Consider the following 6,000-nt stretch of genomic DNA (forward strand, 5'->3'; position numbering starts at 1 on the left):
GTTATAATATAAGAAAAAGGAAAAAAAGTGAGGAAATCATGGAACAATTAAATGAAGTCATTAAGGAAATGGATTTGAACCAAAATATTCATTTAGAAGATATACCGAATATTGATCTTTATATGGACCAGGTTATACAACTATTTGAAAAGACTTACAACCAATCGAAGAGGGATGAAACCGATAAAATTTTAACAAAAACGATGATCAACAATTATGCAAAAGGGAAATTGCTTTTCCCGGTTAAAAATAAAAAGTATTCAAAAGAACATATTATGTTACTCTCGCTTATATATCACTTAAAAGGTTCGTTATCGATCGTCGATATTAAGGAACTATTAGGAGGGCTCAATGAGGAAATTACCACAAACGATATGGAATTAGACCGGTTTTACCAAAGCTACCTAACGATTTTTGATGGGAATGTAGAAAGTTTTACGAAAGAATTGGAAGTGAAGGGAAATGCTGTTCATGACCAGATGCAAAAGTTCGACAAGGATACGCAATACCTCGAAAAACTCTTGCTCATAACTTCTCTTGTAAATATGAGTAATTTTTATCGGAAAACAGCTGAAAAACTCGTTGATTCTCTAAAGGAAAAGAAGCAGTAGGCGATTTTTGTTCGTGAAAAAATGGAATCGAAAGGGTGCTACCATGTATTTAACTATAAAGGAAACAGCGGAATATCTTTCTCTTTCTGAAGAGAAAATCGAACGCTTAATCAGACAAAAACAAATTCGGGCAATTTTTGATGGTGAGGAATACTTAATTTTTAAGGAGCAGTTTAATACGCATTTTAGACAATTGGAGAAATATAAAAAGATCATCGAGGAAATACAAAATGAACCGATTCCAGAGGACATTGATATAAAAGATGAAGATTGAGTAAAGCTACAAAAGAGTTTCCCCGTTCGTTGGAACGGGGGATTTTTTCTACAGAGCAACAGCGGTTTTTTTGCTGCTTTTAATTGGGAGGTCGACAGATACTTCTGTTCCAGAATGGTCTTCACTATTAAATTGAATATGACCATTATGAGATTGGACGATGTTAAATGACACAGTCAAACCTAGTCCAGTTCCTTTTTCTTTTGATGAATAGAATGGTTCGCCTAATCGCTTTAAGCGGTCTTTGGAAATACCACAACCGGTGTCGTTAATTTTTATCGAAACATGATCTTTCTTTTGATGGGATAAAGAAATCGTTACAACCGCTCCCTGTGTGGAGGCTTCAATTGCATTTTTAATTATATTAATGAATAACTGTTTAAGTTGGTTCGGTTCGCATTCGATTTCAAGCATATCGTTCGTATAATCGAAATGCAAATCAATATTATGCATGCTTGCTTCTGTGCGAAGGAGAGAAATTACGTCAGAAAGAATGGTATGGATATTAGCCTTTTTAAATGTGATTTGCTGTGGTTTAGCTAAAAGCAAGAGCTCTCCAATAATATGATTAATTCGGTCCAGTTCATCAATCATGATTTGATAATATAATTGATGCTTTTCATCCTCCATTTTTAGAAGTTGAACAAACCCCTTTAATGAAGTTAGTGGATTTCGAATTTCGTGGGCAACACTTGCCGATAGTTCACCAACTACTGAAAGTTTTTCTGTTCGACGAAGGCGTTCTTCTGTTTCCTTGAGTTTCGTAATATCCTTTCCATAGCCAATAATCCCTGCTATTTTACCATTAATGATCATTGGTACAGATGCGCATTGCAAAATGATATTTTGTCCGTTTTTATGTTGTAAGTTCAATTGAAATTGTTGTGGTTTTTCTTGCCTAATCACGCTGTCGTGCATTTTAGTTAATTCTTTTCGGAGTTTAGGATTAATGACATCCTTTAAATGCTTTCCGATTGTTTCTTCAGCGCGATAACCAGTAATGACTTCGAATTGAGGGTTTAATTTTGTCAGAACTCCCTCTAAATCAATCATATAAACGATATCAGGATTATAATCGAATAATGATTTATAACGTTGTTCACTTTCTTCAAGCAGTGTCTTCACTTGAACTCTTTCAGTGATGTCCCGTCCGATGACAACGAAAGCTTTTCTACTCCCGTCCTTATGGAAGAGAGGTACTTTGATTGTATCAAATGTTTTGACAGTTCCATCAGACGATGGGATGATTTCTTCAACCTTGCATATCTCTCCTTTTTGCCAAGTTTCCTCATCTGATATTTCGCAAGCTCTTAACTCTTCAGCATAAAACTCTGTGTAATTAGCAAGTTCCGAATCCTTTTTCCCGCGGTAATCAACTTTTTCGAGTTGAAAAAGCTCTAAACCAAACTTATTTGCTTCAATCCAACGCCCTTCGCCATCTTTAAAGATAACAACATCAACCATCGAGTTAATCAGTGTTGATAATCGTCTTTCTTCTTCTTTTGTTATCGTTAATTCTTCTGATTTTGTTACGTAAAAGTAAAAGAAGCAGCCGGTGACAACGACATAAAATAACTCTTTTCCGTGATTGATTAATTGCGCGAAAGGATAAGGTGCATAATGTTCGACGAGGAAATTTGTACCAAAGATCCAAAAAATACTAGTGATTATAAAAATTAAAAGTAGTTTCTTTTTTTTCATTGAACCGTAACACTCCTGTATATAGCTATTGCTCTATATGATCTCGTTGGATTTCATTAAAGTTATTTCGCCCAAACTAATATAATAGTATCATAAATAAATAGAATAAAGGAGATGTAGAATAAGGAAGAAATCCCGCAAAAGAATTTGCATACATTTGGTATATTTATAAATAATAAAATATGCTTCGGCTCGTTAATATGTATCATTATGACGGTCTTAAAATGATTATTCGCGTTTGTTAGCTAGTCTTATTGCATATAAATACAATGGAAGGTATAATAGGCGATAATAAAATACTGTGAAGGTGAAATGATAACTATTTTAGTAAGTTTTTATCGCAAATTATATATTGGTATTCTAATAGAGGAAGAAGGGACAACTAATGGATTTTCGTTTTGATATTATTGCAGAATATGCTCCTTTCCTACTGAAAGGGACACTTGTAACGATTGGTCTTTCGATCGCTGGAATTTTGATAGGAACGGTACTCGGACTATTTATCGGATTAGGAAAAATGATTCAAAATAAATTTCTTGCTTTCCCATTTACGATTTATATCACATTCTTTCGCGGTACCCCGTTATTTGTACAAATTTTGCTCGTCCATTTTGGCTTCGTGCCGATGTTAATCGGCCAAACGAATGCCATTTACGCAGCGATTATTGCACTTTCGTTGAACGCAGCGGCATATATTGCGGAAATCTTTCGGGCGGGGATTCAGTCGATAGATAAAGGGCAGATGGAGGCAGCTCGTTCTCTCGGGATGAGCCATGCCCAAGCAATGCGTTACGTCATCATTCCCCAAGCATTTAAACGTATGATTCCGCCACTAGGAAATGAATTTATTATTTTAATTAAAGAGTCATCTCTTGCAGCGGTGATTACCGCCCCGGAAATTATGTATTGGGGAAGGGCGATGGCTGGTCAATATTATAGAGTTTGGGAACCGTATTTAGCGGCGGCTCTTATTTATTTGATTTTAACGGTGAGTTTAAGCTTTTTATTAAATAGACTCGAAAGAAGGTTGAAGACAGAATGATTGAAATAAAAAACTTAAAAAAATCATTTGGGAAAAATGAAGTTCTTAAAGATATTAATCTCTCAATCAAACCACAAGAGGTGGTTGTTGTCATCGGTCCTTCTGGATCTGGAAAATCGACACTGTTAAGATGCATCAATTTGCTTGAAACCATTACTGCTGGACATATATTAATTGAGGGAATAGATATCACCGATAAAAAAAATAATCTTAATAAAATGCGTGAGGAAGTAGGAATGGTGTTCCAGCATTTTAATTTGTTTCCACATATGTCGGTGATTGAAAATCTTATGCTTGCGCCAACAAAAGTAAGGAAAGTTTCGAAGGAAGCTGTTAGGAAAAAAGGGCTTGAATTATTGAAGAAGGTTGGACTTGAAGAAAAGGCTGATGCTTATCCAAGTTCTTTGTCGGGTGGTCAAAAGCAAAGGGTTGCAATTGCCAGGGCATTGGCGATGGAACCGAAAATCATGCTCTTCGATGAACCGACTTCTGCCCTTGATCCTGAAGTTGTTGGTGAGGTACTAGAGGTTATGAAACAGTTGGCAAAAGAAGGAATGACCATGGTTGTTGTCACACACGAGATGGGTTTTGCTCGTGAGGTTGGCGATCGGGTTATTTTTATGGATGGCGGATATATTGTAGAAGAAAACGAACCGAAGCCATTATTTGAAAATCCACAACAGGAGAGAACAAAAGCGTTTTTAAGTAAAATATTATGATGTCTACTAATAATATCTATTTCGTTTTACGTTGATTCAATCATTATTTGAAAATATTTATATAGTATACATTTGGATTCGTTAAAGATGTAAAGTCCGTTTGCTCTACATTTATCATGCATGCAAATTAAACCTTGGAGAATATTACCGCTGCGTTTTTATTAATTCAATTGCATATTAATACACTTAATAATATAATAGAAAAATAAATAACAAGAAAATTATTTCAGAAGAATTTTTAATAGGGGGAAATAAAGTGAAGAAAAGTTTATTATTGCTTGTTTTTATCGCATTGTTTGTAACGGCTTGTGGAACAGCAGAACAATCAAGTGGCGAAGCAGAGGTTGATACGAATGATGAAGCGAAAACATTAAGAGTTGTGACAAATGCTACTTACGCTCCGATGGAATATATGGATAAGGGTGAAGTAGTTGGATTTGATATCGATCTTATTAAAGCGGTGGCGGAAGAAGCTGGATATAAAGTAGAAGAAGTGGAGCATATTGGTTGGGATCCAATCTTTGTTGAGATCCAAAATAAGCGTGCAGACTTAGCAATGGCCGCGATAACAATTAATGAAGATCGCAAGGAGTCATATGATTTTTCGGTTCCTTATTTCCTGTCTACGAATAAGATATTAGTTCCTGAAGATAGTGAAATTCAGTCTGCAGAAGATTTAATTGGGAAAATCGTTGCGGTTCAAAATGGTACGACAGGTCAGGAAGCAATGGATCGACTTATTGGAAGGAACCATTCCGATATTAAGAAGTTTGAAGACAATAACTTAGCGATTATGGAAATGGAGAGCGGTGGCGCTGCTGCTGTCGTTGCTGATAATGCAGTTGTTGACGAATACGCAAAAAATAATTCAGAAAAGAACCTGAATGTTATTGAAGATGATACGTTTGAAAGTGAATTCTATGGCATTTTATTCCCAAAAGGCAGTGAGCTAGTCGAAGAATTTAACAATGCTCTTAATGCTGTATTCGATAATGGAACGTATACAGAGATTTATCAAAAATGGTTCGGCGTAGATCCAAATATTCAATTTTTAAAAGAGCAACAAGAAGGATAATGAAAAGGGAAAAGGTGCTTGACGTGGTGAAACGTCAAGCACCTTTTTTAGGGTTAAAGTACCTGATTTTATATAGAAAAAGTCATTTGACGAAGAACCCCGTAGGTTTTTTGAGCGATAATGCTGGTAACGCGTTTTTTAATCCAAGTACTCGTATTAAAAACACCAAATTTCATTGATATATTGCTAGTACTCGTAATAAAACGCTGTAAAATGAGGGGTTAATCCAAGTACTAGCAATAAATTGAGGCCAGAAGACCGATATAATCCCTGTACTAGGAATAAAAAACGGCCAAAAATCGGTTTAATCCAAGTACTAGTATAAAAACAGCTTTATAATCGGTTTAATCCAAGTACTAGTATAAAAACAGTTTTATAATCGGTTTAATCCAAGTACTATCAATAAAATTTAGCATATAATAAAAGGGCCGGGCAGTTAAAATTGCCCGGCTTTTCTTGTGCGACGGGCAGTTGCACCTTTGCAGGACCACTGCAAGAACTAACTTATATAGGTTGGGACACGCTACGGCGGTAAAACGGTCCCCGAATCCTGGAAGGTTATTTCTCTCGGAGGTGTA

Annotated in this window: 6 protein-coding genes; 5 read left to right on the forward strand and 1 reads right to left on the reverse strand. The window is 35.7% G+C overall.

The features are described 5' to 3' along the window. Nucleotides 1-38 precede the first annotated feature (38 nt). Both GNT69_RS23755 and GNT69_RS23760 read left to right on the forward strand, forming a co-directional pair. Nucleotides 39-611: a DUF1836 domain-containing protein gene (locus tag GNT69_RS23755; protein ID WP_203557469.1), complete on the forward strand. Its 573-nt coding sequence runs from the start codon at nucleotides 39-41 to the stop codon at nucleotides 609-611. 43 nt (nucleotides 612-654) lie between these two features. Next, nucleotides 655-885, forward strand: a complete 231-nt coding sequence (locus GNT69_RS23760) for an excisionase family DNA-binding protein (RefSeq protein WP_203557480.1) — start codon at nucleotides 655-657, stop codon at nucleotides 883-885. Nucleotides 886-933: 48 nt separating this feature from the next. On the opposite strand, the gene GNT69_RS23765 is transcribed toward GNT69_RS23760, so the two are convergent. Continuing rightward, nucleotides 934-2,586, reverse strand: a complete 1,653-nt coding sequence (locus tag GNT69_RS23765) for a PAS domain-containing sensor histidine kinase (protein ID WP_203557470.1) — start codon at nucleotides 2,584-2,586, stop codon at nucleotides 934-936. A 385-nt stretch (nucleotides 2,587-2,971) separates the two neighbouring features. Between GNT69_RS23765 and GNT69_RS23770 the strand changes: the two genes are divergently transcribed. From GNT69_RS23770 to GNT69_RS23780, 3 genes are all read left to right on the forward strand, one after another. After that, complete coding sequence (locus GNT69_RS23770) at nucleotides 2,972-3,628, forward strand: amino acid ABC transporter permease (protein ID WP_203557471.1); 657 nt, start codon at nucleotides 2,972-2,974, stop codon at nucleotides 3,626-3,628. After that, a complete protein-coding gene (locus GNT69_RS23775) occupies nucleotides 3,625-4,347 on the forward strand; it encodes an amino acid ABC transporter ATP-binding protein (protein ID WP_203557472.1) in 723 nt (240 codons plus the stop codon). Before GNT69_RS23770 ends, GNT69_RS23775 begins: the two co-directional genes overlap by 4 nt. Before the next feature lie 256 nt (nucleotides 4,348-4,603). After that, nucleotides 4,604-5,422: a transporter substrate-binding domain-containing protein gene (locus GNT69_RS23780; RefSeq protein WP_203557473.1), complete on the forward strand. Its 819-nt coding sequence runs from the start codon at nucleotides 4,604-4,606 to the stop codon at nucleotides 5,420-5,422. Nucleotides 5,423-6,000 lie beyond the last annotated feature (578 nt).

It is taken from the genome of Bacillus sp. B15-48, assembly GCF_016879755.1.
In the GTDB taxonomy this organism is placed as follows: domain Bacteria; phylum Bacillota; class Bacilli; order Bacillales; family Cytobacillaceae; genus Mesobacillus_B.